The organism is Collinsella sp. CLA-ER-H3 (genome assembly GCF_040092425.1).
In the GTDB taxonomy this organism is placed as follows: domain Bacteria; phylum Actinomycetota; class Coriobacteriia; order Coriobacteriales; family Coriobacteriaceae; genus Collinsella.
The window spans coordinates 101,735-126,265 of the sequence record NZ_JBBNLP010000008.1 but is presented as its reverse complement, the minus strand read 5'-3'; the positions used below and the strand labels follow the sequence as shown (position 1 = coordinate 126,265).

The window sequence follows — 24,531 nt, the reverse complement described above, 5'->3', positions numbered from 1 at the left end:
TTGCTCGCGAGGCTACTTTTCGAGACGCTCCCTCAGCAGCTCCAACGCGTGGGCGTAGCCTTGGAGGCCTTCGCCGGTGATGGTGGCGAAGCAGGCCAGGCGTGCATAGCTCACCTGGCGGAAGTCCTCGCGTGTCTCTACGGCGCTGATGTGTACCTCGACGGCAGGGATGTCGACGGCCTTGAGGGCGTCGAGGATCGCCACGCTCGTATGCGTGTATGCCGCCGGGTTGATGACGATGCCGTCGACCTTGCCGTAGGCCTCCTGGATCTTGTCGACGATGCTGCCCTCGTGGTTGGACTGGAAGACCTCGACGTCGTCGAAGCCCTGTGCAGCGCCCGCTTCCTGGCAAATCTGCACTAAGCGGTCGTAGTTGTCGCTGCCATAGATGCCCGGCTCGCGAATGCCGAGCATGTTGAGGTTGGGGCCGTTGATGACGAGTGCTTTCATGGTTGCTTCCTTTGCGGTTGGGCGGGCGGTGCGGCGGAACGGAAAACCACCGCAAAGGTGCCTGTCCCCTTTGTGGTGGTTTTGGTTAGAGAGCGGGTGGGAGGGTGTCGAGGAGGGCTTGGGCGGTGTTGGCGGCGCAATCGCGCGAGTCGATGATGTAGTCGGCCCAGGCGCGGTAGCGCGGCATGCGCTGTTCGGCCAGCTTGTCGATACCGTCGCGGGCGGTGATGGGGCGGCCCTTGTGGGCGAGCTCGTCGAGCTTGCGGTTGAGCATCACAATCTGGCTGTTCTGGTGCAGCAGCGGGTAGTTCTCGTCGCGCGTGACCACGCCGCCGCCGGTGGAGAGCACCAGGCCGCTGCGCTTGGAGATATCGGCCAGTGCCGCCGTCTCCTGCTCGCGGAAGGCCGGCTCGCCGCGCTCGACGATATAGTCGGCACAGGGCATGCCCAGGCGTTCCTCGAGGGCGCGGTCCAGGTCGATGTGCTCTCGCCCCGTGAGCAGGGCGATCTGCTCGCCCACGCGGGTCTTGCCCGAGCCCGGCATGCCGATCAGCGCGATGTTCTGTTCGCGGCGTGACAAGCGCTCCGTTACGTCCAGGATGCGCTCACGCGGGGTGACCTGGCCGGTATAGCGCTCGACGGCCTGTGCCGCTTGGGCCACGAGCATCAGCAGGCCGCCGATGCAGGGGATGCCGCGGCGCTCGGCCTCGAGCATGAGTCCCGTGCGAGCGGGGTTGTAGACAATGTCGATGACGCCCTCGAGCGCATCGAGCCCCTCGAGCGTGCAAGGCGCGTCGGGGCAGTGGGGGAACATACCGGCAGGCGTGCAGTTGACGAGCAACGCGGCGTCGGACTGCTGCGCGATGTTGTCGTAGTTGACTTCGCTCGTGCGGCCGACTGGCACGACGACGGCGCCCAGGTCGCCGAGCACCATGCTGGCAGTGGTGCCGGCGCCACCGGTGGCACCGAGCACGAGGGCCTTCTTGCCGGCGACCTCAACGCCCAGCTCCTCGACTAGGCACTGAAAGCCGAAGTAGTCGGTGTTGTCGCCGCGCAGGTGGCCGTCGGGCAGGCGCGTGATGGTGTTGACGTTTCCCATACGCTCGGCGAGTGGACTCAGCTCGTCCAGGTATTCCATGACGGCGCGCTTGTAGGGGATGGTCACGTTGGTGCCCTCCCATTCGTCGCCCGTCATAAAAGCCTGGAGGTCCTCGGGCTCGCGCTCAAAACGCACGTACTCAAGCCCCGCGAGCTCCTTGTAGATGGTTGGCGTGTAGCTGTGGCCCAGCACGCGGCCCAGCACGCCGTAGGGACGGGTTGCGGCGGTATCGGTCATCTAGAGCACCTCGGTGTAGCTGCCAAAGTAGGTGAAGCTCTCGCACACGTCGTCGATGGAATCGAGCAGGTCGTCGAGGGCCTTGCTGCCAAAGGGGCAGTCCAGGTCAAAGTAGAACATAAACTCAAAGTCGTGCCCGGGGATGGGGCGGCTCTCGAGCTTGATGAGGTTGATATTGAGCGCGTAGAAGCGCTCGAGTACGCGGTAGAGGGCGCCCGGCTCGTTGGCCGTGGTGATCATGAGCGAGGTGCGGTTGGCACCGGGGTAGACGCGCGGCTCGCGGCTGATGACGACAAAGCGCGTGTAGTTATTGTCCGAGTCCTGGATGTTGGGCTCCAGCACTTCCAGGCCGTAGAGCGCCGCGCAGCTGCGCGAGGCGATGGCGGCGACGTCGGTGCGTTCGGAGTTGGCGACCATCTCGGCCGACATGGCCGTGTTGAGGTACTTGGTGGCGTGCAGGTCGTGGGCCTCGATAAAGCCGGCGCACTGGGCGATTGCCTGGCCATGGCTGTAGACCTCGCGCACGTCTGCGAGCTTGGTGCCGGGCTTGACGAGCAGGTTGTGGTCGATCTTGAGGCGCAGCGAGCGCACGATGTGGAAGTCGAACTGGGCGAGCAGGTCGTAGACGGCGTTGACCGAGCCTGCGGTGGAGTTTTCGATGGGCAGCACGCCAAACTCGCAGAAGCCGTCGCGCACGGCACACATGACGCCCTCGAAGGTCTCGAAAAACGCGATGTCGGGCACGTCGAAGAGCTTGCACGCGGCGATTTGGCTGTAAGCGCCCTCGACGCCCTGGCAGGCGACGGTGGTCGTTTGAGGGAAGGGCGTGTCGGAGGCTGCAGCCGTGGCGTGGGCCTTTTGCGAGACGGTGATGCCCTTGAGCTCGTTGATGTAGCGCTGCTGCTCGGCCTTGCTCATGCTCATGAGGAGACGGAACAGGGTGATGGTCTGCGCCTCGTAGCGCTCGGGCGCGCGGCTGGCGAGGTTGTTGAGCTTGGAGCGCTCACGGGCGGGGTCGAAGACGGCCTTGCCCATCTCGATTTTTGACTTGGCGACTTCGGTGGCAATGTCCATGCGCTCGACAAAGCTGTTGAGGAGCGTGGTGTCGATGCCATCGATGGCCTGGCGGATGTCAGCAAGGTCCATGGAGACCCCTTTCACGTGTCGGGGGATGTTGAGGGGTGGGTAGTTAGCGCTGGGCGGCGTCTTCGAGGAGGGCGTCCCAGATGGCGAGGGCGGCGGCTGCCTCGGCTACGGGGACGGCGCGCGGGACGATGCAGGGATCGTGACGGCCGTGGACCGAGAGCTCGGCATTTTCCATGGCGTCCATGTCTACGGTCTGCTGCTCGCGGCCAATGGAGGGCGTCGGCTTTACGGCCATGCGCCACATGACGGGCGCGCCGGTCGAAATACCGCCCAGGATGCCGCCGGCGTTGTTGGACTCGACCTCGATCTCGCCGGTCTCGGCATCGATGCGGTACGGATCATTGTTCTCGCTGCCGCGCATGGCGGCCACGGCAAAGCCCATGCCAAACTCCACGCCCTTTACGGCAGGAATGCCAAACGCGATCTGCGCGATGCGGTTCTCGATGCCGTCGAACATGGGGTCGCCAATGCCCGCGGGAAGCCCGTAAATGCCGCACTCCACGATGCCGCCGATGCTGTCGAGTTCGTCGCGCGCGGCTAGGATTTCCTCGCGCATGCGGCCGGCTGCGGCGGCGTCAATGCACGGCAGATCGTTCGTAAGGATCGCCTTGCGGTCGGCCTCGCGATAGACCATGTCGTCCATCGGCAGGTCGGAGATGCCGCCGATCTGCGCCACATGCGCCATCACGTTAATGCCGCGGGCCTCGAGTGCCTGCAGCGCAATGCCGCCGGCGATGCACAGGGGTGCCGTGAGGCGGCCGGAGAAATGCCCGCCACCGGCGACATCGTGCATGTTGTGATACTTCACGCGCGCAGGGAAGTCCGCATGTCCGGGGCGGGGCTTGCGGCGCAGCTCGGAGTAATCCTTGGAGCGCGTGTTGGTGTTCTCGATAATCGCGGCGATGGGCGCGCCGGTGGTATGTCCATCGACCACGCCGGCGATGATGTGGGCGGCGTCGGCCTCGCGGCGTTTGGTCGCGGTCTCGTCGCGACCGGGGGCACGACGGTCGAGGAAGGCCTGCAGCTGCCCCTGGTCAACAGCGATGCCCGCCGGAATGCCATCGAGGGAGCAGCCGATGGCGGGGGAGTGCGACTGGCCGAAGATGCTTAAGTGCAAGACGTTGCCAAAGGTCGAGGACATGCTATTCCTCCTCGAGCGTGACCTTGCCGCCCAGCAGGCGGTAGTGGTCGAAGAAATCGGGATAGGACTTGTTGACGGCCTCGGCGCCGTGGATCACGACCTCGCCGGTGGCGCGGCTCGCGGCGATAGCGGCCATCATGGCGATGCGATGGTCGTTGTGCGAATCGACCTCGCCGCCGGTGAAGGCATCGACACCCTTGATGATGAGGTCATCGCCGGCAATGCGCACCTGCGCGCCCAGCGCAGTGAGCTCGCGGGTGGTCGTGACCAGGCGGTCGGATTCCTTGATGCGCAGACGGGCGCAATCGCGGATGAACGTGCGGCCCTGCGCCAGCGATGCCACGGCAGAGATGACGGGCACCAGGTCGGGAATGTCGTGGGCGCTCATCTCAAAGCCGGCGAGCTTGTCGGACTGCACGGTGGCGGCGTTGGTGGAGCGTACGATGCGGGCGCCAAAGCGCGAAAGCGCGGCAAGCACGTTGCGGTCGCCCTGCGCGGAGCTCAGGGATACACCCTCGACGGTGATGGGGTCGGCGCCGATAGCGCCGGCGCACAGCCAAAAGGCGGCGTTGGACCAGTCGCCCTCGACAGCAACGCTGCCGGGCGTGCGGTACGAGCCGCTGCTCACGCGGAAGTTCGTGACCTCGGGCTGGCCGTCCTTGGCCGGAATACGCTCGACGTTGACCTCGACGCCAAAGGCCTTCATGGCCTGGATCGTCAGGTTGATGTAGGGACGGCTCTCAATGAGGCCGGTTACCTGCACGCAGGAGGGCTGGGCCAGCAGCGGGGCTGCCAGCAGCAGGCCGGAGATATATTGCGAGCTCACGTTGCCCGGAAGCACAAAGGTGCCCGGGCGCATGCGTCCGCTCGTCTTGAGCGGAAAACCGCCCAGGCCCTGTAGGTCGCAGCCGGCGGCGATGATCTCGTCCGAGAGCGGGGACAGCGGGCGGGCGCCCAGGCGGCCCTGACCCACAAAGGTGGCCTCTGCCCCCAGCGCGCAGGCGACGGGCAGCATAAAGCGGAGCGTGGATCCGCTTTCGCCGCAGTCAAGCGTGCCGCCGGCAAGGGCCTTGAGCAGGCCAAACTCAACACTCTTCATGGTGGGGTGGACCTGGAAGCCGTCCTCGACGGTCTCGATGCGAGCACCCAGGGCCGTAAGGCAACGCACCGTAGCCTCGATGTCGGCGCAGGTGGTGTTGCAGGTGACGTGTGTCTCGCCGTTGGCAAGCGCAGCGCAGATGATGAGGCGATGCGCCATCGACTTGGACGCGATGGCGGGAACGGTGCCCTTGAGTGGGGACGGGGTGATGCGGGCTAGCATGCGGATGCGTCTCCCTTCTGGCCGAGGCCCTCGGCAATGAGTTCGTGGAAAGTGGAAAGTGGCGTGCGGTCGATGCTGCAGCGGCCAATGCCGTGCGGAATCACCAGGTCGATGGTGTCGCCCGCGCGCTTCTTGTCGTGGAGCGCCTCGGCAAAGACGGCATCGGCATCTAGGTCGCAGCGGGTCTTGAGGCCATGGCGGGCGCAGAGTTCCTCAATACGACCGGGCAGTGCAGCATCGCAAACGCCGTGCAGGGCCGCGGCGCGCGTGATGATGCCCATGCCGATCGACACACAGTTGCCGTGTCCGAGCTCAAAGTGCTCGCAGGCCTCGACGGCGTGTCCGGCGCTGTGTCCAAAGTTGAGGAGCTTACGCTGGTTGGTTTCGCGCTCGTCGGCGACGACCACGGCGCGCTTGATGTCGATATTGCGGGCGATGATGAGCGCTACGCGGGCCACGTCGCGGTTGAGCAGCTCCAGCGTGAGCGGGGTCTTCTCCAGCTCGGCGAAGAGCTCCGGGTCGGCGATCACGGCGTGCTTGACGACCTCGCCGCAGCCATCGGCGAACTGCTCGGGCGTGAGGGTGGCCAGGCACCCCACGTCGGCGATAACCACGCTCGGCTGCCAAAAGGCGCCGGCCAAGTTCTTGCCGGCAGCCAGGTCTATGGCGGTCTTGCCTCCCACCGACGAATCCACCATGGCGAGCAGGCTCGTGGGGATCTGCACAAACTTGCAGCCGCGCATGTAGGTGGCGGCCACAAAGCCCGCCACGTCGCCCACGACGCCGCCGCCGAGTGCCACGATCACGTCGGAGCGCGAAAGCTCGTGCTCGGCCACAAACTCCAAAATGGCAACGTAGGTCTCGGCGCGCTTATGGGCCTCGCCGGCCTCGAAGGTGCAGATGCTCACCTCGTAGCCTGACGCCTCCAGGCTCTGCTTAACGGGCATCTGGTAGAGCGGGCCCACGTTGGTGTCTGTCACGATGACGGCGCGGGTGCCGCCGGCGGTGGCGCGCACGAGCGGCCCCGCCTGCTCCAGCAAAAACGTGCCAACATGCACCTGGTAGGGGCGTGCAGTGTCGATATCGATGGTAATCGCCATAAGCTTCGGTCCTTTCGACCTGGCGTGATGGGTTGTCTAGTGGGAGGCCTCGTCGTCGAGTGCGCGCTTAATGCGGTCGCCCTCGGCAAGGAGATTCTCCAGATAGCGCTGGTCGCGGTCCTTGAGCGCGCGGCTGTAGGCGCCAAGCGATTCGATCAGATGGTCGATCTCGAAGGCGAGCGCGTCGGCGTCGTCGATCATGAGCTCGGACCACATTTGCGGGTTGAGGTGCGCCACGCGGGTGAGATCGCGGTAGCTACCGGCCGAAAAGCCGTGGTGGACCTGGGCAGTGGGGCTTTTGACGTAGGCGTTGGATACCACGTGCGCAAGCTGGCTCGTGAAGGCGATGACACGGTCGTGCTCGGCGGCGCTGGTCACGCTGAACTTGCCAAAGCCCAAGGGGCGCACCATCTCGCGCACCTGGCCCAAAAGCTCCAGCTTGAGCGCATCGTCCACCGCGGGCGGTACGAGCACCAGCGGGGCGCCCTGGAACAGGTCGGCGCGGGAGTGTGCATAGCCCGAGTACTGCGTGCCCGCCATGGGGTGCGCGCCCACAAAGTAAAAGCCGTGCTCGCGGGCAAGCTCAAAGGCGCGCTCGCACACGATGCCCTTGACGCCCACCGTGTCAATTACCACGGGGCCCATGATGGCCTCGGTATCGGTGGCGTCGGCGAGTGCCTGGGCGTGTGCCTCGAGCCACTCGATGCAGGCTTCGGGGTAGCAAGCCAGGACGATGATGTCGCATTCGCCGAGCGTCTCGTCGTTGAGCTCGCCGGCAACGGTGCCCATGCTGGCAGCCGTCATGACATCGTCATCGGGATCCCAGGCCAGCACGCGGACGCCCGCCTGCGCATAGCCGCGGGCAAAGCTGCCGCCGATGAGGCCAAGGCCGACGATGCCGGCGCACTTGGGGCCGCCCTGGTTAACGCGCGCGTTTCTCACTGTACCCATGGGCTACTCCATGGTCTCTTGGCAGACGACCTCGCGGATGGCTCGGATGCGGCGCATGGTGTCGTCGAACTGATCGGGGGTGAGGGCCTGGGCGCCGTCGGACCAGGCGCGGCTCGGCTCGTCGTGGACCTCGATCTCCAGGCCGTTGGCGCCGCAGGCGGTCGCGGCAAGCGCCATGGGCTCAACGTAGCGGGTGTAGCCGGTGGCGTGGCTGGGGTCGGCGACGACGGGCAGGTGCGACAGGTGGTGCAGCACCGGCACGGCGTTGAGGTCGAAGGTGTTGCGGGTGCGGGTCTCGAAGGTGCGGATGCCGCGCTCGCACAGGATGACGTTGTCGTTGCCCTCGCTCATGATGTACTCGGCGGCCATGAGCAGCTCATCGATCGTGCCGGACATGCCGCGCTTAAGCAAGATTGGAGTCTTGGTCTTGCCGACCTCTTTGAGCAGAGGGAAGTTCTGGGCGTTGCGGGCGCCGATCTGCATGACGTCGATCTTCTTGTCTAGGAAGACCTGCACGTCGCGCGGGTCCATGATCTCGGTGACGATCGGCATATCGAGCTCGGCAGACGCCTCGCACAGCAGGTCCAGGCCGGCGGGGCCCATGCCCTGGTAGGCGTACGGGGAAGTGCGGGGCTTGTAGGCACCGCCGCGCAGCATCGTGGCGCCGGCGGCCTTCACGCGGCGGGCGATGCGGATGAGGTTCTCGCCCTCGACGGAGCACGGGCCGGCGATGACCTGGAACTGATCGCCGCCGATCTTGACGCCATGGCCGCAGTCGATGACGGAGTCCTCGGGGTGGAACTTGCGGTTGGCGCGCTTGAACGGCTCGGAGACGCGCTGCACGCGCTCGACGACGTCCATGGACTCGAGCAGGAATGGGTCGATCTTGGTCGTATCGCCCACCAGGCCGATGATCGTCTCGTTCTCGCCGCGCGAGACGTCGGTCTTCAGGCCCTTTTTCTCAATCCAGCTGACGATATGGCTGACGGCCTCGTCGCTGGCGCTCTGCTTTAAAATTGCAATCATGGTGTGCCTCTCACCTCGATGGATAACTTTTGCAAAAACGGCCCGCATCGCGAGCCGTGTATATATGGTGCATGAGAGTTTATACTATCTGACTCGCTTTTGCCTTCTAAAGTGGGCCGTTGCGCCGCGTCTTCCTCGGAATTGCAAAGCTTTTTCTTTTATTTTGATAGCCCGTGGTGCACTTGGGTATAATGCCAAACGTTGGCCCTATTAGCTCAGGGGATTAGAGCGTCTGCCTCCGGAGCAGAAGGCCGTTGGTTCGAATCCAACATGGGGCACCATCGAACGTAAGACCGTCCGAACCTCGCATGGTCCGGGCGGTTTTTCTTATACCGACGCGACGTGATGGGACGTGGTATGGCAGCAACGGATATCGAGCGTGGACTCTCGACCGCCGAGGTCGAGGAGCGCATCGCCGCCGGTAAGATCAACCGCAACATGGAGCTCAAGACCAAGTCGGTCAAAGAGCTCATCATCGAGAACCTCTGCACGCTGTTCAATTTGATCAACGTGATCTTGGCGTTCCTGGTCATTTTGACCGGTTCGTTTAAGAATCTGACGTTCCTGTTCGTGGTGTTCCTCAATACCGCTATTGGCGTCATCCAGTCCATGCGTTCCAAGAAGATGGTCGATAAGCTCACGCTGCTGACCTCCAAGAAGGCCATTGCGGTGCGCGACGGCGCCGAGGTGGAGCTCGACCTGGACCAGATCGTGCTCGACGATATCATCCGCCTGGGGCGCGGCGACCAGATTCCCGCTGACGCCGTGGTGGTTTCGGGCGAGGCGCTCGTGAACGAGAGCCTGCTGACGGGTGAGAGCGACCTCATTAAGAAACAGCCCGGTTCCGAGCTCATGAGCGGCAGCTTTATCGACTCGGGCTTGCTGCGCGCCCGCGTGATCCATGTCGGCGCCGACAACTACGTGGCCAAAATTAATAACGAGGCGAAGTACGTCAAAAAGGTCAATTCCGAGATCATGAACGCGCTTAACGCCATCGTGCGCTTTGCGAGCATCATCATGATCCCGCTCGGTTTGGCGTTGTTTGCCTCGAGTGTGAGCGAGCTGTGGGATGCCGCGGGAACCCCAGGCGATAGCGCGCTTTCGTGGTGCTTCTCCGAGCTGTTGGCTGGCCATGTGCCTTCGTCGGCGCTGCTGTCCACAGTGGGCGCCCTGCTGGGCATGATCCCGCAAGGCCTGGTGCTGCTGACCTCGTCGGTGCTCGCCATCGCCACGGTGCGCCTGGCCCGCCGCAAGGTGCTGGCGCAGCAGCTCTACTGCATCGAGACGCTCGCGCGCGTCGACGTGCTGTGCCTGGACAAGACGGGCACCATCACGTCGGGTCGCATGGAGGTCGAGGGCACGTATCCGCTGCCGGTTGAGGGCGTGAGCCTAGGCGCCGGCTCGGACGAGGCGGCTGTTCCCGTCGATTCCACGGTGCTCGATTTTGCGCTGGCTAACGTCGCGCGTGCGACTTCGGCCGATGCCAACGAGACCTGCCAGGCGCTGCTCAACTATTACGCCGATCGCCCGGTCGAGGTGTCTGAGCCGCTGTCGGTCATTCCGTTCTCGTCGTCTAAAAAATGGAGTGGCGCTTCGTTTGCGCAGGGCTCCTACGTAATGGGTGCGGCGCAGTTTGTGCTTTCTGATCGTGTGTTTTCTCAGGTCGAGAACCGTGTCGCCGAGCTTGCCGATACCTGCCGCGTGCTCGTGGTGGCGCGCGTGGACGGCTTTACGCCCGATGGCGATATGGTGGGCGAGGCCGAGCCCGTGGGCTTTGTGACCATCCGCGACGAGATTCGTGCCTCGGCGGCCGAGACCATCGGCTACTTTAACGAGCAGGGCGTGACCCTCAACGTGATCAGTGGCGACGACCCGCGTACGGTGTCGTCGATCGCACGCGTGGTGGGCGTGCCGGGGGCGGACGCTTATGTGGACGCCACGACGCTCGATACGCCGGCCAAGCTCGATGCCGCAGTGGACCGCTACCATGTCTTTGGTCGTGTGACCCCGCAGCAGAAGCGCGAGCTCGTGCAGGCGCTCAAGCGCCGCGAGCACACCGTGGCCATGACGGGCGACGGCGTCAACGACGTGCTGGCGCTCAAGGAGGCCGACTGCTCCGTGGCCATGGCGGCCGGCTCCGATGCCGCGCGCAACGTGGCCGAGATCGTACTCGTCGACAACGATTTTGCCTCGATGCCCGCCGTGGTGGCCGAGGGCCGTCGCTCCATCAACAACCTGCAGCGTTCGGCCTCACTGTTCCTGACCAAGACGCTGTTCTCGATGGGCCTGGCGGCGCTGTGCATCGCGCTGCCGCCGTACCCCTTCGAGCCCATCCAGATGACGCTCATCAACTTCTTCTGCATCGGCGCGCCGGGCTTTGTGTTGGGCCTGGAGCCCAACAATGCTCGCGTGAAGGGTGCGTTTTTGACGAACGTACTCAAGCGTGCACTGCCGGCGTCGATTGCGGTCATTTTGGCTGCGGCGCTCGATATCTTTGTGGCGCGCGTGTTTGGCTTTAACCAGCTCACGCTGTCTACGATGTGCCTGCTTACGTCGTGCGCGGCGAGCGTCAGCCTGATCTGGCGCATCTCGCAGCCTCTCACGCCCTTACGTGTGGTGCTCTTTGTGTTTGTAGTCGCCGGCATCCTGGTGGGCGTTATTGGATTCCCAGAGCTGCTGTCTATTGCCAACCTGTCGATGGGCCAGATGGTTATCTTGGCTGTCATCGTGGTCTTTACCTGCTCGGTGTTCTTTAAGCTCGCCACGATGATGGATTCGCTCAAGCCGCGTCGTCGTCATGCTGCAACTGGTTTTGGCCGCGGTGTGCGCGTCCACCTGGGTCGCGGTGGCGGCAAGGTGAGCTCGACGGGTTCGACGGCCGAGCGTTTTGCCAAGCGCTTCGCCGCCGACATGGCGCAGCGCCGCGAAGATCGCACCGCTCGCGAGGCCGAGGCCCGCGCACTCGAGGGCGTGGCCCAGGCCCAGCCCAAGAAAAAGAAGAGTACCGGAGCCAAGCGCTCTCGCGTGACCAAGTCCGCCCAAGGCATCAAAGTTTCGATGCCAAGCAAAAAGAAGAAGTAACTACGCGCCCTGGCGATGTTGAATTGGTGCCTTGCTCCTGTGGGGCCGTGGCGATGTTATGCTCTAACCTCGATTGTTTGAATTGCTTCGAAAAGAGGATGCCGTGATCTGCCCGCATTGCCTTAAGACTATCGAGGACGGCGCCTCGTTCTGCCCCTACTGCAACGCCTATGTGGGTCCGGGCGATGGTCCCGAGCACACTGAGTTCGTGTTCTGTGAGGGCTGCGGTGCCCGTCTTTCTCCGCATGATCGTACGTGCCCCAAATGCGGACGCCCCGCTCCGGGTATCCTCTCCGAGGACGCGGCAGCATCCGACCTGGCAGCGGGCCGCACGGCGGGCTTTCCGCGCCTAACGCAAGAGCAGATCGATACCGAGGTGCCTCATGCGCCGGCCTCTGCCGCTGCGGTGCTTTCGGACGCCGCCGACCCCAATGAGACCTGCGTGCTGCCAGCTTTCGATAAGGATTTCGGTATCCCCAAGGTCGATATTCCCACGCCCGTTTCCCTGCATGACGATGCTCAAAAACCCAAGCGCAAGGTGCACCCCGACGAGGATGCCTATCACAAGCACAAGCGTCATATTCCCAAGCCGCTTATCGTCATCGCGGTCCTTGCCGTCGTTTGCGGCGGTGCCTATTGGTTCGTGACGACCGATCCCATGGGTGTCATGCCTGGCTTCTACGACCAGTTTGGCCAGGCCGCGCAGACGACCTTCCCCACGCGCCAAAAGGGCGAGGCCACTGAGGACGATACCAAGCAGGACGATTCTGCCGAGGTGGTCCAGGAAGAAACCGTGCTCACCGATGATCAACTCTATACCAGGCTCGACGGTCTGTATCAGACCATCGTGTCCTACGCTGACGAGGACCAGATCGGCGAGGTCATCGATTCCTTTAACAACGGCTATCTCCGAACGCCGCTGTCCACCCGTCAGGAGCTGTCGCAGAGTGCCTACGCCCTGCGCGACCAGATCAAAAAGACGCAAGATGAGCTCAACAACCTGAAAGTACAGGACGATACGGTCTATGCGGATGACATCGCCCACTTAAAGCAGCTTGCCGAGTGGATGTATGAGCGCGTCGACGTGATCTGCCAGAGCTGGGACATCTCGCTGGCCATTCCCGATGGCGAGTCGATGAGTTCCCACCAAAGCGAGATCCTGGCGCCCATCGCGCAGGGCGGCAACAGCGCGCTGAACCAGTACGATGCCAATGTGGGTTCCTGGAAGCCGCAGCAGCGTTCCTAAAATTAGTTCGCCATAGTCGGCATAACCTACGTGCGCAATTGATGTAAGCTCGTGCTTATTGCTACAATTCGTACAAATATGCTTTAAACGCACGAGGAAGGAACCACATGTTTGGTTTTAAGAAAGAGCTCTACACGCCCGAGTATCAGCTTGTCGGCGACGAGTGCGCCGTAATCGAGACGTCGAAGGGTACCATCAAGGTCAAGTTTGACGGCGAGGGCGCTCCCATTCATGTCGCGAACTTCTGCGAGCTTTCCACGATGGGCTTCTATGATGGCCTTAAGTTCCATCGCTATGTGCCCGGTTTTGTTATCCAGGGCGGCGACCCCAATACCCGCGACATGTCCGGCGCCGACGTCGCTGCCGGTCTTGAGGGCCCCGACGGCATGCCCGGTACCGGTGGCCCCGGCTACTGCATCAAGGGCGAGTTTGCCACCAATCCGCGCAACAGCCATGTCGATGGCGCCCTTGCCATGGCACGCTCCATGGACCCCGATTCCGCGGGTTCGCAGTTCTACTTCTGCCTGGGTGCCCAGCATAACCTCGATTCCGGTTACACCGTCTTTGGTACCACGGTCGAGGGTCTCGATGTGATTTCGCAGCTGCGTGCCGGCGACGAGATCGTCCATGTCGAGATCGTTCACGAGTAAAGGGGACTTCCTTGAATAGCCAGCTGATCCAACAGGGCCGCGCCGCTTACCGCGCGGGTGATTTTTCCGCTGCAGCCCAGATGCTTGGGGCGGCAAAGACTCCCGATGAGATTATGGGCGAGGCCGATCACCTTCGTGGCAACGCCTTGATGCACCTGGGCATGTATGCCGAGGCCGCCGAGGCCTATGCCGCCGCCCTCAACGACGGCACCTACGGCAAGCGCGGCGCGCTGCTCACCAACCGCGGCAAGGCGCTTGCCGCCGTGGGCGACTACACGACGGCCGCTCAGGCGTTCTCTGCTGCTACGCAGGATGCTTCCTATGCCACGCCGTTCAAGGCCTATCTGGGCCTGGGCAATGCGCTGTTCCAGTCGGGCGACTATGCCAACGCAGGAACCGCCTTCCGTCAGGCTGCCATCGACGGCGCCAATCCGGCTCCTGCCGCCGCACTCGGCGAGCTCGGTCGTTGCTTCATTAAGCTCGGCCGCCCGGCGGATGCCGTGGAGACCTACCGCACGGCTATCGACTTTGCCGGCCCCCGCGACGACACGCGTGCGCTCAACGCCGGCATGGGTCAGGCGCTTTCTGCCGCCGGCCGTCCCTCCGACGCACTCGATGCCTTTAACGCCGCTACTGCCGATGGCATCTACCAGCTCACCTCCGAGCAGGCCGACGAGCTTGCCCGCGTGCACGATTCGCTTGCCGCGCTGTCTGCCCAGACGGCCATGGCCACGGCTCCGGCGCCCGCGATGGACGCTTCTGCCGTCGATCCGCTTGATCCTACCGGCGCGACCGGTCAGTTTATGCCCGATCCCTCGGACACCGGCTTCTTTACGCTGTCCGAGTCCGAGATGGTCCAGCAGTACCGTCAGGATCGTAAGCAGGCCAAGGTCCGTCGTCGCCATCGCCACACGGGTCTTAAAGTCTTCATCGTGCTGCTTCTGCTCATTTTGATCGCCGCGGGCGGTCTGGGCTTTGCCTACACGCGCGGCTTTGGCTTCCCGTCTCAGGAGTCTGTCGTTACCGATCTGTTCCAGGCTGCCGGCGACGGTGACGCCGCAAAGGCCGAGTCTTGCCTGGCCTCGAGCCTGTCCGAGGACGCTAAGTCGATGATCATCTCCTCGATTCCGCAGGGTGCCACCGTGTCCGTCGAGGGCATGGATCAGTCCATGACCGAGACGACCGCCAAGGTGAAGGCATCGCTGTCCAAGGGCGGCGAGCAGGAGTACACCGTCAAATTCGTGCGCTCCGACAACCATATAGGCTGGGCCGTTTCCTCGCTTGATATGGATTTCTCGGCTGCTGACAACCAGTAGTGACCTTATGGGATTTAGCTTTGCCCGGCGCTTCACCGCAAGTGAGGCGCCGGGCTTGCGCTAGTATGATGAGCTAGTAGTTTTCCAGCAATCATCCAACACATCAGGAGTTGCGTTGTTTTCTTTGATGGATATGTTCTTCGGTAGCTATGCGGGCGATCTTGCCATCGACCTCGGCACCGCCAATACGCTTGTCTCCGTGCGCGGCAAGGGCATCGTCATTCGCGAGCCCTCTGTTGTCGCCATCGACAAGAACGACGAGCGCATCTTGGCGGTCGGTATCGAGGCAAAGCGCATGCTCGGCCGTACGCCCGGCAACATCGTGGCCGTTCGTCCCCTGAAGGACGGCGTCATCGCCGACTTCGATGTTACCGAGGCCATGCTTCGCTACTTTATCGACAAGGCGTCCGAGAAGCGCTATCCGTGGACTCCGCGTCCGCGTGTTGTCGTCTGCGTTCCCTCCGGTGTCACGTCGGTCGAGAAGCGCGCTGTCTTTGAGGCCACGATCCAGGCCGGTGCCCGCCAGGCCTATCTGATCGAAGAGCCCATGGCGGCTGCCATCGGCGCCGACCTGCCCGTCGAGGAACCCACCGGCTCCATGGTCATCGACATCGGCGGCGGTACCACCGAGGTTGCCGTTATCGCTATGGGCGGCATCGTCGTCTCGCAGTCCATCCGTATTGCCGGCGACGAGTTCGATCAGGCCATCCTCACGCACGTTCGCGATGCCTACAACCTGGCCATCGGCGAGCGTACGGCAGAGGATATCAAGATCAAGGTCGGCTCCGCCGTGCCGCTTAAGGACGAACTCGACGTCGAGGTCAACGGCCGCGACGTGATCACCGGTCTGCCCAAGACCGTGCGCATCGAGAGCGAGGAGATTCGTCGCGCGCTCAACAAGCCGCTCGACGAGATGGCCAAGGCCGTCAAGGACGCACTCGACGCTACGCCTCCCGATCTTGCCTCGGACCTTATGTACTACGGCATTTTGCTGACCGGTGGCGGCGCGCTGCTGCGTGGTCTCGACGTGCGCCTGCGCGATGAGACCGGCGTTTCGGTCAACGTCAGCCCCACGGCGCTCGATAACGTTGTTAACGGCTGTGCCCGCGTGCTCGAGGCCAATGCGTTTGATGGCGGCTTCGTCCAGACCAATGCTTAATTTCCAAAAGGTGGATTCCATTTGGCACGATCTTCGGGTTTCTCCACAAATCTGAATACCAAGCGACAATCAACGGGTATGCGCCCGTTGATTGTTTTCAGCCTGATTTCGGTGTTGCTGCTCACGTTTTATATTCGTGAGGGCGAGACGGGGCCGATTCATGCCGTGCGTTCGGGCGTGACGACGATTACCTCGCCGGTGCGTTTTGTGGGCTCGGCTGTGGCGGCTCCCTTCAATGCGATCGGCAACGTGTTCTCTAACCTTACGGCGTCGCAGGACACGCTTGACGAGCTTAAGAAGCAAAACGAGGAACTGACCTCTAAGGTCGCCGAGCTCTCCGAGGCTCAAAAGACCGCCGAGCGACTGGAGGGTCTGGTCGGCCTGCAGTCGACCTATAACCTCAAATCGACCGCTGCTCGTATCGTTGGTGCCTCCGGCGATGCCTGGACCTCGACCGTCACCATCGATAAGGGTTCTGCCGACGGTCTTACCATCAACATGCCTGTGACGAGTTCTGCCGGTGTCATAGGCCAGATTATTGAGGTCTCGGCCAAGACGTCCACCGTGCGCCTGATTGGCGACGAGAACTCGGGCGTGTCCGCTATGGTGCAGGACACGCGCGCCCAGGGCATGCTGCAGGGTCAGGCTGACGGCACGCTGCGTCTTGAGTACGTGAGCGTCGACTCCGACGTTAAGGTTGGCGACATCATCGTGACCTCTGGCATTGGCGGTGTGTTCCCCAAGGGCCTTCCGCTCGGCACCGTCTCGTCGGTTGAGAAATCGGCAAACGACGTGTACTACACCATTGTGGTGCGCGCTCAGACCACGGCCGAGAACAACGAGGAAGTGCTGGTCATTACCTCGCTGACCGACGAACAGTCGGCCTCGGATGAGGACGTGAACACGGCCAACAGCACGCCGCAGGGAACGTCGCGCGATGCTGCGACCAAGACGAAGGACGAGAGCCCGGATGACAGTTCCGACACGTCCGAGACGACCGATTCCGGCTCGAGCGAATAGGGGGCATGTCCATGGATCTACACGAGCAGGGGATGAGCTCCCGCACGTTTGTAATCGCCGCCATTGTGTGCGTGCTGCTGCAGGCAGGCCTGGCACCGCAGATCTCCATTGCGGGCGGTCGCGTCAACTTTATGATTATCCTGGTGTGCCTAAGCGTGTTCTCGGGCGACCCGAACCGTGCCGTCGTGTGCGGTTTTTGCAGCGGCTTGTTCTATGACCTTTCCGCTGCCGTGCCGGTGGGCGTTATGTCGCTCCTGCTGACCGTGGGTTCTTTTGCCCTGGTGCATAGCGCCGCCGGTCAGACGGGCGGTAGCCCGAGTGCGCGCGGCGTCACCGTGGGCGCCTTCGCGCTCGTCATTAATGTGATCTACAGCATCATCTTGCTGTTTATGGGTTTGGAGACGAGCTTTGTCGTTGCGATCTTCGGCCATGCGCTGCCGTCTTCGATCCTGACGGGTCTGGTTGCCATTCCGTTTTTGATGTCCGGCGTCGTGCCGCAGTCCGGTTATGGATTCTCCGCACGTGGCGGACGCCAGACGGGCATGCGCTTTAAGCCCAAGACCCGTAAGCTCAAATAGGGGAGGCCCGTAGATGTCTTCCCAGATGACGGTTATTATCGCCGGTATCGTGCTGGTTGTGGCCATCGTGGTCGCGCTGGTCATCATGCGTCGCGGCGATTCCCGTTTTACCTACGATACGCAGCATGGAACGGCCCCGCGCGCCACCGAGGGCGAGGGCAATACCGCGGCGACCGCCTTTAAGGGCCGCTTTTCCATCCTCACCACGGGTGTGGGCGCGATGTTTGCGGCGCTTGCCGTCAAGCTGTGGGGCATGCAGATGGTCTCGTCGGACTATTACGAAAAGCAGGCTAATAGCAATCAGACGCGCACCGTTACCACACCCGCTGTGCGCGGCCGCATCCTCGACCGCAATGGCGTGGCGCTTGTCCAGAACCGTCCCTCACTTGCTGTCGTGGCCTACCGCGACCTTGCCGAGGATGAGGTTCTGGTTCGCCATCTTGCCAATGTGCTCGGCATGCCCTACGTGGCGGTTCTGCGCAATATCCAGGACAATTCCGAGGGCGCCCAGAGCCTGCATACCATCGCGACGGACGTCCGTCGCTCCACGGTTGCCTATATTCAGGAGCACGCCGGCGAGTTCCCGGGCGTCAAGATTGCCGAGCGTACCGAGCGCCAGTATCCATATGGCGAGACGGCATGCCATATCTTGGGCTATACCGGCACCATTACCTCCGAGCAGCTCGAGGCCCAGAATAAGAAAACCTCTGGCGATGATGATGCTTCTGCTGGCCGGATTACGTACCAGTCGGGCGATATCGTGGGCCAGGCGGGTGTTGAGAGCTACTACGAAAACCTGCTGCAGGGTATTCGTGGCGAGCAGACCGTCAAGGTCGATGCCTCGGGCAATGTGACCGGTCAGGCCGGCGCCGTGCCCGCCAAGGCCGGCTCCGACATTAAGCTCACGCTCGACCTTAAGATCCAACAGGCCTGTGAGACGGCGCTGGCGAGCGCCATCGAGCTTGCCAAGACCACTGGCTACAGCAATGCCGGCAACGGCGCTGTGGTGTGTCTCGATCCCAACAATGGCGAAATCCTGGGCATGGCGAGCCAGCCCAAGTTCGATCCTTCCGTCTTTATCGGCGGCGTCTCAAATGACGTGTGGACCGAGCTTAATGATGACAAGGGTTCGCACCCGCTGCTCAACCGCGCCATTAGCGGACAGTACATGTCGGCCTCGACCATCAAGCCGCTCTCGGCGCTGGCCGGTCTTGAGTTTGGAACCTACACGTCGGGGCAGACGACCAACTGCACGGGCTATTGGACGGGTCTGGGCAAGTCGTGGGGTAAGTACTGCTGGCTGCATTCCGGCCACGGCACCATGACGCTGCAGTCGGGTATCGCCAACTCTTGCGACCCCGTCTTCTACGACATGGGCAAGGCGTTCTTTTATGACGAGCAACATCCTGAGGGCCTGCAGGAGGTCTTTCGTCGCTGGGGCCTAGGCAAGACCTGCGGTATTGATCTGCCGAGTGAGGGCGCGGGCCGTATTCCCGATGCCGAGTGGAAAGAGTCGTACTTTACCGACGCCTCTGCCGAGGACCGCAAGTGGAATGCCGGCGATATGACCAACATTGCTATCGGCCAGGGCGACATTCTGGTGACGCCCCTGCAGATGGCGTGCGCTTATATGGGTCTTGCCAACGGCGGCAAACAGTACGTGCCTCACGTGTTTTTGTCTGCAGTGTCGCGCGATGGCGACGGCGATGCCTATAAATACAACGGCAAGGGCAAGAAGAAGCGCCTGGAGGCCAAGATCAACAGCGATTCGGATTTGACTCTTGTTCGCAACGGCATGCACGACGTGATTTACACGGCATCGACGTCCCTGGCGGCTCACTTTGGCACCCTGACGCCGCAGGTATACGGCAAGTCGGGCACGGGCGAGAAAAGCGGCGAGGACGAATACGCGTGGTTCTGCGCCTATGCACCGGCCGATGATCCCAAGTATGTCATCGCTACTGTCCTGGAGCAGGGCGGCGGTGGCTCAGATACCGCCATGCATGTCGTGCGCGACGTGCTCGGCGTGATTTATGACGAGCCCGATACCTCTTCGGCCTCGGGCGATTCTTCGGTTCGATAGGAGGTTGCGATGGATTTTTCTCCGGCGGATCTGTTCCGTTCAACCAAGACCGGCTCTCGCAGCAGCCTGGACCGCGTCAACAAGCAACTTTCGGCCTCGCGCGGCACGTTTCGCCAAAAGGTGCATATCGGTGTGCTGCTGGCTACCGTCGCGCTCGTTGCCTATGGCGCCATCATTATTTGGTCGGCGTCACAGTTTAAGGCCGACGCCTCATTCTCGCGCCACCTGCTGGGCATTGGCATTGGCGCGGTGCTTGCGGTGCTGGTGTGGCGTACCGACCTGCGCGGCATCTCCAACTTCTCGACGGCGTTGCTCGTCATCGACCTGATCGTGATCTTCTCGCCCAAGATTCCGGGTCTGTCCTATACAGGCGGTCTGGGCATGACGGGCTGGATCAAGATTCCCGGTATCGGCTTGACATTCCAGCCGGTTGAGCTTGCCAAGCTCATCACCATCTTCTTTATTGCCACGCTTGGCTCGCAGTATAACGGTCGCATCGATACCGTTCGCGACTACGTCAAGCTCTGCGGCATGCTGTCCATTCCGTTTTTGGCCGTCGTTGCCATGGGCGACCTGGGCTCGGGCCTGGTCGTGCTGGTCTCGGGTGCCATCGTCATCTGCATGAGCGGTGCACGCCGCGAATGGGTGCTGTCGACCTTGGCTCTGCTCGTGGGCCTGGTGGCCCTCGTCCTGGCGCTCGATTCGGTCTTTGATTCGTTGCTCGGCCACGATGTGCTCATCAAGCAGTATCAGATGAACCGTCTGACGGTCTTTATCGACCCCGATAATGCCGATTCGGACGATGCCTACAACCTGCAGCAGTCGCTTATCGCCGTTGGCTCGGGCGGCTTCTTTGGTAAGGGCTTGGGCCATGCGACGCAGTCGGCCGGCGGCTTTCTGCCTGAGTTCCACACCGACTTCGTCTTCGCCTTCCTGTCCGAGACCTTTGGCTTTTGCGGTTCCTTTTTGCTCCTGTGCCTCTACGTGCTGTTGATCTTTTCGACGATTCGCGTCGCCTTTAAGTGTGAGTCACTGTTTTTGCGTCTTTCGTGTGTGGGCATCGTTGGCATGTGGGCGTTCCAGACCTTCGAGAACATCGGCATGTGCATCGGCATGATGCCGATTACCGGTATTCCGCTACCGTTTATTAGCTTCGGTTCGTCTTCGATGATGATTCAGCTGCTGACGGTGGGTATCGTACAATCCATATGGCGGCATCGTTCGGGCGCCGCGTAACCGCTGGAGGGGTTTGCTATGAAAATTCCCGTAGATAAGCTGACCCGCGCTTTTAAGATGGGCGCGTCCGTTAAGAAGGATTCCGATACGCCGGTGCGCGTTTCGGTCTATCTGGATTCGTCCGCCTCGCGCTTTCTGGCCGAGACGGTGCGTGACGCCTTTGTGCCGCAGACGACCTCGGGCATTGTGCGCGTCGAGCGTCTGGGGGAGGAGCGAATTGCTCCAAAGACCGATACCGATGTGGTGCTGGTGCTCTCGTGTGGTTCCGACCGCTTGGAGAGTGCCGTGCAGGAGCTCGTGATCGCCGGCGCGCCCGTGTGCGTGCTTGCCGAGTCTGCTGTGGAGGTGCCGTTTATCGAGGAGTCCACGCCCATGCTCGGCGTTGTCGCGGCAACCGATAAGACGTATCTGCTCGAGACGCTTGCCCGCTGGATTCTCGACCGCACCGACAAGGAAACGGCTTTTGCGGCGAACTTTGCCTTCATGCGCATCGCGGCGGCCAATCGTATCATCACCTCGTGCGCGCTCACCAATATGGCGACTGGTGCGCTGGTGTTTTTGCCGGGCGCCGATTATCCCGTTATGGCGCTGGCGCAGGTGGGCATGCTCTTTGAGCTCGCTGCCGTCTTTGGACGCGGCATTAAGCCCGAGCGCGGCTACGAGGTCGCGGGCGTGCTTGCCGGCGGTCTTGTGATCCGCGCGGTCACCCGCGCGCTCGTCAAGCAGACGCCGCATATTGGGTTTGCCGTCAAGGCGCTCACTGCTGCCGCGGGCACCTATGGCATGGGCCGTGCGCTCGTTTCGCTCTGCGAGCGCGATGTTGACTACAGCCGTGCCAACGAGGTAGTCACTGCCACGTTCTCCCGCGTTCGCGATCTGGTGACCACGGTCGCGGGCGCTACCCGTCCTATGGCGTCCTACCAAGACGCATCAGATCTCGCTGCTTAGGGGTTTTCCGTTGCGCGTTCCGTATCAAGACTGTTTTCATTTAATTGAGCCGCTGCTCGCCAAGGTCGAGAAGCCGAGCCGCTATATCGATCACGAGTGGGGCACGCTTTCAAAGGCCGATGCCGACTACCGTTGCTGCCTGATCTATCCGGATGTGTACGAGGTTGGTTTGCCCAACCAGGGCATCGCCATCCTCTACAACATTCTTAACCAGGCCGAGGGCATCTCCTGCGAGCGTGGCTATGTGCCGTGGCCCGATATGGGTGACGCCATGCGCGAGGCGGGTATTCCGCTTCTGTCGCTCGAAGGTGCTGCCCCCGTCGCATCGTTTGATATCGTCGGTCTGCATGTGCCGCACGAGATGGCGGTGACGAACTTCCTCGAGGCTCTCGACCTCGCTGGCATTCCGCTGTTAGCGGCCGACCGAGGCGAAGACGACCCCATCATCATCGCTGGTGGTCCTTCGGTGTACAACCCCGAGCCGTATGCGGCCTTCTTCGATGTTATCCTCATCGGTGAGGGTGAGGAATCGCTGCTCGAGACCTGCCAGCTGCATCGCCGCCTGCGTGACGAAGGAGTCCCGCGTGCGCAGATCGTTGAGCAGCTTGCATCCATTGCCGGCAACTATGTGCCGTCGCTCTATGAGGTTCGTCACGACGAGCCCTGCTCGCCGCATGGCTACACCGTGCCGCGTGAGGGCAAGGATGCTCCGACCGTGGTCTACAAGCGCGTCGTCGAGGATTTCGGCGCCACGAATCCGCTGTCGCAGTCGTGCGTACCCTATGCGCAGCTGGTCCACGACCGCCTGTCTATCGAGATTCTGCGCGGCTGCGCCCGCGGCTGTCGTTTTTGCCAGGCCGGCATGACGTATCGCCCGGTGCGCGAGCGCTCGGCCGACCAGATCGTCTCGTCGGTGATTCAGGGTCTGGAAAAGACCGGCTATGACGAGGTGTCGCTGACCTCGCTCTCTACGACCGACCACTCCTGCATTCGCGACGTGCTCGGCAGGCTCAACCGTCGCCTGGAGGATACGGGTATTCGCGTGTCTATTCCGTCGCAGCGCCTGGATTCGTTTGGTGTGGATATGGCCGAGTCGGTCGCCGGCGAAAAGAAAGGCGGCCTGACGTTCGCGCCCGAGGCCGGCAGCCAGCGCATGCGCGACATCATTAACAAGAACGTGACCGAGGAGGACCTGGACCGTGCGGCCAAGGCGGCCTTCGAGGCCGGCTGGAACCGCATGAAGCTCTACTTCATGATGGGCCTTCCCGGCGAGCGCGACGAGGACATCGTGGCCATCGCCAATCTGGCCGATCATGTGCTGGAGCTCGGTCGTTCCGTAGTGCCCAAGGCTCGTCGCGGCTCGATCTCGGTGTCTATCTCGGTTTCGGTCTTTATCCCCAAGGCTGCCACGCCGTTCCAGTGGTGCCCGCAGCTCGACTACGACGACGTCAAACGTCGCCAGAAGCTGCTTGTCACGAGTGTGCGCAACCGTGCCGTCCGCGTGCATTACCACGATGCCGAGACCTCGCTCATCGAGGCCGCGCTGTCCCGCGCCGGTCGTGACATGACGCCCGTCATCATCGATGCTTGGCGCGCGGGCTCTCGCTTTGACGCCTGGGTAGAGCATTTCTCGCTCGATAACTGGAAGGAGGCTGCTGCCAAAAACGGCATCGACCTCAATGAGCTCGTGCACCTGCCCTACGAGTTGGACTGGCGCCTGCCGTGGGAGCACGTGAGCCCCGGCTGCACGCGCGGCTTCCTCGAGCGCGAGTACCGTCGCTCGCTCGAGGGCGTCACGACTCCCGACTGCACCCGCACGTCGTGCACCGGCTGCGGAATCTGCCCCACGCTCCACGCCAAGAATGTATTGATGGGTGATCGCGCATGAGTGAGCGCCTGACCGACAACCCCACGCTCTTTAGACTTCGTGTTCGCTATGGCAAGCGCGATCGCCTTAAGTACCTGGGCCATCTCGAAGTGATCCATACCATTGAACGCATTGTGCGCCGTGCGGGACTTCCCTATGCCGTCACGCAGGGCTTTTCTCCGCACATGCGCGTGGGCTTCTCTTCGGCGCTACCGGTGGGTACGTCGTCGACCTGCGAGTGGTATGACCTGTTTATGACCGAGTTCGTGGCGCTCGACGAGGCGTTTGGGCGCCTGGCTGCGGCGTCTCCGGCCGATCTGGCACCCATCGAGGCGGCGTACATCGACGTGCGCACGCCGGCGTTGACGGCGCAGCTCACGCGCCTGTCGTATCGCATCGATTTGCACTTGGATCCCGAGGCGCCCGTAAGCGCCGACGAGGTGCGTCGTGCGATCGACACGCTGCGCGCGGACCATGGCATCGACTACGCGCGCGGCAAAAAGAGCAAGCGCTTGGATTTGGATCACACGCTCGTGGGCTATGAGCTCACGGCGGGGGAGCGCCCGGACCATTTAGTGCTCATGCTCGACACCCATGCCGATAACGAGGGCTCCATGCGTCCGGAAATTTTGCTTTCTGCAGCTGATGTTTTGTTGCAGGGCTTGACCCCGGGCGTGGATGCACCTATTGTTTCCACCGGTATGCAAGACCTCGTGACCATCTGCTCCTACGATGTCGAGCGTCAGAATCAAGCATGCGAGGACGACGAGGGCCGACTCGTCAGCCCCATACCTGTGCGAACTTGTGGATTTGCTCCACATACTCGTTGACGGGGGTATTTTCGCCTGCTACTATATTCGGCTGTTGCACTAACTG

Annotated in this window: 20 protein-coding genes and 1 tRNA gene; 13 read left to right on the top strand and 8 right to left on the bottom strand. The window is 62.4% G+C overall.

Annotated features, from left to right (window positions below):
- Nucleotides 1-12 precede the first annotated feature (12 nt).
- The 8 genes from aroQ to aroF all read right to left on the bottom strand — a co-directional run bounded on the left by aroQ (nt 13) and on the right by aroF (nt 8,471).
- On the bottom strand, nt 13-450 hold the full coding sequence (gene aroQ, locus AAAX32_RS07860) for a type II 3-dehydroquinate dehydratase (protein WP_349100445.1): 438 nt from the start codon (nt 448-450) through the stop codon (nt 13-15).
- Between the two features lie 85 nt (nt 451-535).
- Nucleotides 536-1,786 (bottom strand): shikimate kinase, encoded by a 1,251-nt coding sequence (locus AAAX32_RS07855; protein WP_349100444.1) that lies wholly within the window; start codon nt 1,784-1,786, stop codon nt 536-538.
- Nucleotides 1,787-2,932 carry a prephenate dehydratase gene (pheA, locus tag AAAX32_RS07850; RefSeq protein WP_349100443.1) on the bottom strand — a complete coding sequence of 382 codons (1,146 nt, stop codon included), beginning with the start codon at nt 2,930-2,932 and terminating at the stop codon, nt 1,787-1,789. It abuts the gene before it with no gap.
- A 43-nt stretch (nt 2,933-2,975) separates the two neighbouring features.
- Nucleotides 2,976-4,073 carry a chorismate synthase gene (gene aroC, locus AAAX32_RS07845; protein WP_349100442.1) on the bottom strand — a complete coding sequence of 366 codons (1,098 nt, stop codon included), beginning with the start codon at nt 4,071-4,073 and terminating at the stop codon, nt 2,976-2,978.
- A gap of 1 nt (nt 4,074) precedes the next feature.
- Nucleotides 4,075-5,394: a 3-phosphoshikimate 1-carboxyvinyltransferase gene (aroA, locus tag AAAX32_RS07840; protein ID WP_117806292.1), complete on the bottom strand. Its 1,320-nt coding sequence runs from the start codon at nt 5,392-5,394 to the stop codon at nt 4,075-4,077.
- Nucleotides 5,388-6,494, bottom strand: a complete 1,107-nt coding sequence (aroB, locus tag AAAX32_RS07835) for a 3-dehydroquinate synthase (RefSeq protein ID WP_349100441.1) — start codon at nt 6,492-6,494, stop codon at nt 5,388-5,390. Before aroB ends, aroA begins: the two co-directional genes overlap by 7 nt.
- Nucleotides 6,495-6,530: 36 nt before the next feature.
- Complete coding sequence (locus AAAX32_RS07830) at nt 6,531-7,445, bottom strand: prephenate dehydrogenase/arogenate dehydrogenase family protein (RefSeq protein ID WP_117583253.1); 915 nt, start codon at nt 7,443-7,445, stop codon at nt 6,531-6,533.
- 3 nt (nt 7,446-7,448) lie between these two features.
- Complete coding sequence (gene aroF / locus AAAX32_RS07825) at nt 7,449-8,471, bottom strand: 3-deoxy-7-phosphoheptulonate synthase (protein WP_117629151.1); 1,023 nt, start codon at nt 8,469-8,471, stop codon at nt 7,449-7,451.
- Between the two features lie 204 nt (nt 8,472-8,675).
- Between aroF and AAAX32_RS07820 the strand changes: the two genes are divergently transcribed.
- From AAAX32_RS07820 to AAAX32_RS07760, 13 genes are all read left to right on the top strand, one after another.
- Nucleotides 8,676-8,752, top strand: a tRNA-Arg gene (locus tag AAAX32_RS07820).
- A gap of 76 nt (nt 8,753-8,828) precedes the next feature.
- Entirely contained in the window at nt 8,829-11,552 is a 2,724-nt protein-coding gene (locus AAAX32_RS07815; RefSeq protein ID WP_342996359.1) for an HAD-IC family P-type ATPase, read from the top strand.
- Nucleotides 11,553-11,655: 103 nt separating this feature from the next.
- On the top strand, nt 11,656-12,798 hold the full coding sequence (locus AAAX32_RS07810; RefSeq protein WP_158566318.1) for a zinc ribbon domain-containing protein: 1,143 nt from the start codon (nt 11,656-11,658) through the stop codon (nt 12,796-12,798).
- Nucleotides 12,799-12,905: 107 nt separating this feature from the next.
- Nucleotides 12,906-13,448, top strand: a complete 543-nt coding sequence (locus AAAX32_RS07805; protein ID WP_055249980.1) for a peptidylprolyl isomerase — start codon at nt 12,906-12,908, stop codon at nt 13,446-13,448.
- A gap of 11 nt (nt 13,449-13,459) precedes the next feature.
- A complete protein-coding gene (locus tag AAAX32_RS07800; protein WP_349100440.1) occupies nt 13,460-14,764 on the top strand; it encodes a tetratricopeptide repeat protein in 1,305 nt (434 codons plus the stop codon).
- A 127-nt stretch (nt 14,765-14,891) separates the two neighbouring features.
- The gene (locus AAAX32_RS07795; protein WP_006236061.1) at nt 14,892-15,923 is read left to right on the top strand and encodes a rod shape-determining protein; all 1,032 of its coding nucleotides are present in this window, start codon (nt 14,892-14,894) and stop codon (nt 15,921-15,923) included.
- Nucleotides 15,924-16,001: 78 nt separating this feature from the next.
- Nucleotides 16,002-16,943: a rod shape-determining protein MreC gene (mreC, locus tag AAAX32_RS07790; protein ID WP_118328692.1), complete on the top strand. Its 942-nt coding sequence runs from the start codon at nt 16,002-16,004 to the stop codon at nt 16,941-16,943.
- A gap of 11 nt (nt 16,944-16,954) precedes the next feature.
- Nucleotides 16,955-17,521 carry a rod shape-determining protein MreD gene (locus tag AAAX32_RS07785; protein WP_117797748.1) on the top strand — a complete coding sequence of 189 codons (567 nt, stop codon included), beginning with the start codon at nt 16,955-16,957 and terminating at the stop codon, nt 17,519-17,521.
- Nucleotides 17,522-17,534: 13 nt separating this feature from the next.
- Nucleotides 17,535-19,604: a penicillin-binding protein 2 gene (gene mrdA / locus AAAX32_RS07780; protein WP_349100439.1), complete on the top strand. Its 2,070-nt coding sequence runs from the start codon at nt 17,535-17,537 to the stop codon at nt 19,602-19,604.
- A 9-nt stretch (nt 19,605-19,613) separates the two neighbouring features.
- Nucleotides 19,614-20,840 (top strand): FtsW/RodA/SpoVE family cell cycle protein, encoded by a 1,227-nt coding sequence (locus AAAX32_RS07775; RefSeq protein ID WP_055249988.1) that lies wholly within the window; start codon nt 19,614-19,616, stop codon nt 20,838-20,840.
- A gap of 18 nt (nt 20,841-20,858) precedes the next feature.
- Nucleotides 20,859-21,788, top strand: coding sequence for a hypothetical protein (locus AAAX32_RS07770; protein ID WP_349100438.1), 930 nt, complete (start codon nt 20,859-20,861; stop codon nt 21,786-21,788).
- Nucleotides 21,789-21,798: 10 nt separating this feature from the next.
- Nucleotides 21,799-23,676 carry a TIGR03960 family B12-binding radical SAM protein gene (locus AAAX32_RS07765; RefSeq protein ID WP_349100437.1) on the top strand — a complete coding sequence of 626 codons (1,878 nt, stop codon included), beginning with the start codon at nt 21,799-21,801 and terminating at the stop codon, nt 23,674-23,676.
- Nucleotides 23,673-24,485 carry a TIGR03936 family radical SAM-associated protein gene (locus tag AAAX32_RS07760; protein ID WP_099431827.1) on the top strand — a complete coding sequence of 271 codons (813 nt, stop codon included), beginning with the start codon at nt 23,673-23,675 and terminating at the stop codon, nt 24,483-24,485. The genes AAAX32_RS07765 and AAAX32_RS07760 overlap by 4 nt, the downstream gene beginning before the upstream one ends.
- Nucleotides 24,486-24,531 lie beyond the last annotated feature (46 nt).

Coding starts and splice junctions, on each gene's coding strand:
- aroQ (WP_349100445.1), bottom strand. CDS start 450: ATGAAAGCACTCGTCATCAACGGCCCCAACCTCAACATGCTCGGCATT.
- AAAX32_RS07855 (WP_349100444.1), bottom strand. CDS start 1,786: ATGACCGATACCGCCGCAACCCGTCCCTACGGCGTGCTGGGCCGCGTG.
- pheA (WP_349100443.1), bottom strand. CDS start 2,932: ATGGACCTTGCTGACATCCGCCAGGCCATCGATGGCATCGACACCACG.
- aroC (WP_349100442.1), bottom strand. CDS start 4,073: ATGTCCTCGACCTTTGGCAACGTCTTGCACTTAAGCATCTTCGGCCAG.
- aroA (WP_117806292.1), bottom strand. CDS start 5,394: ATGCTAGCCCGCATCACCCCGTCCCCACTCAAGGGCACCGTTCCCGCC.
- aroB (WP_349100441.1), bottom strand. CDS start 6,494: ATGGCGATTACCATCGATATCGACACTGCACGCCCCTACCAGGTGCAT.
- AAAX32_RS07830 (WP_117583253.1), bottom strand. CDS start 7,445: ATGGGTACAGTGAGAAACGCGCGCGTTAACCAGGGCGGCCCCAAGTGC.
- aroF (WP_117629151.1), bottom strand. CDS start 8,471: ATGATTGCAATTTTAAAGCAGAGCGCCAGCGACGAGGCCGTCAGCCAT.
- AAAX32_RS07815 (WP_342996359.1), top strand. CDS start 8,829: ATGGCAGCAACGGATATCGAGCGTGGACTCTCGACCGCCGAGGTCGAG.
- AAAX32_RS07805 (WP_055249980.1), top strand. CDS start 12,906: ATGTTTGGTTTTAAGAAAGAGCTCTACACGCCCGAGTATCAGCTTGTC.
- AAAX32_RS07795 (WP_006236061.1), top strand. CDS start 14,892: ATGGATATGTTCTTCGGTAGCTATGCGGGCGATCTTGCCATCGACCTC.
- mreC (WP_118328692.1), top strand. CDS start 16,002: ATGCGCCCGTTGATTGTTTTCAGCCTGATTTCGGTGTTGCTGCTCACG.
- AAAX32_RS07785 (WP_117797748.1), top strand. CDS start 16,955: ATGGATCTACACGAGCAGGGGATGAGCTCCCGCACGTTTGTAATCGCC.
- mrdA (WP_349100439.1), top strand. CDS start 17,535: ATGTCTTCCCAGATGACGGTTATTATCGCCGGTATCGTGCTGGTTGTG.
- AAAX32_RS07775 (WP_055249988.1), top strand. CDS start 19,614: ATGGATTTTTCTCCGGCGGATCTGTTCCGTTCAACCAAGACCGGCTCT.
- AAAX32_RS07770 (WP_349100438.1), top strand. CDS start 20,859: ATGAAAATTCCCGTAGATAAGCTGACCCGCGCTTTTAAGATGGGCGCG.
- AAAX32_RS07760 (WP_099431827.1), top strand. CDS start 23,673: ATGAGTGAGCGCCTGACCGACAACCCCACGCTCTTTAGACTTCGTGTT.